This window comes from Clostridium sp. CF012, assembly GCF_018861755.1.
Lineage (GTDB): Bacteria > Bacillota > Clostridia > Clostridiales > Clostridiaceae > Clostridium_AD.
Genome location: NZ_JAHLEF010000135.1, coordinates 1 through 632, shown reverse-complemented (window position 1 = coordinate 632; position 632 = coordinate 1). Strand labels below are relative to the sequence as shown.

General features: G+C 29.1%; 1 protein-coding gene. It reads left to right on the top strand.

Annotated features, from left to right (window positions below):
• Window positions 1–632: flippase-like domain-containing protein (locus KPL50_RS26705; RefSeq protein ID WP_216301478.1), on the top strand; the 632-nt coding region annotated here is incomplete at both ends.

Below are 632 nucleotides of genomic sequence, written 5' to 3'. Positions count from 1 at the left end.
GCCAATGCAGTTATATGCACTTACTAAACAAGGGGTGGTCGCTGGCAAAGCTGGTTCAGCGCTTATGATTAAATTTATTATGTATCAAGCTATATTAACTATATATTCTCTAGTTCTTATATTTTGGAAATTAGATTTTTTTAGGCGAAAAACCAGTAATTTATTTTATTTAATAGGCGTAGGTTTTTTAGTTCATGCTAGTGTAATTGCATGTTTAATTATTTTTTCAAAGTATCGTAAATTAACACACAAATTTATAATGATTTTGTCTAAAATATTACGAAAATTTAAATTTATAAAAAATGTATCAAAATTAGAAGTAGATATCAACGAAAATTTAGATCAATTCCATGATAATATGCAAATAGCAAAACATAGTAAAGGATTAATTTTTGAAGCTGCTATTTATACAATATTACAGCTAACAATATATTTTATTATTCCTTATTTTATCTATCTTAGTTTTGGAATGAAGGGTGCTAGCATTGGTAGTATGATAGCAGGAACTGCTTTTATAATGATGATAACAGCTGTTATACCATCACCCGGAGCCATGGGAGGCGCGGAAGGTGCTTTCTATATATGTTTTAGTTTGTTTTTTGCAGCTAGTAATATAATGGCCGGGATATTGT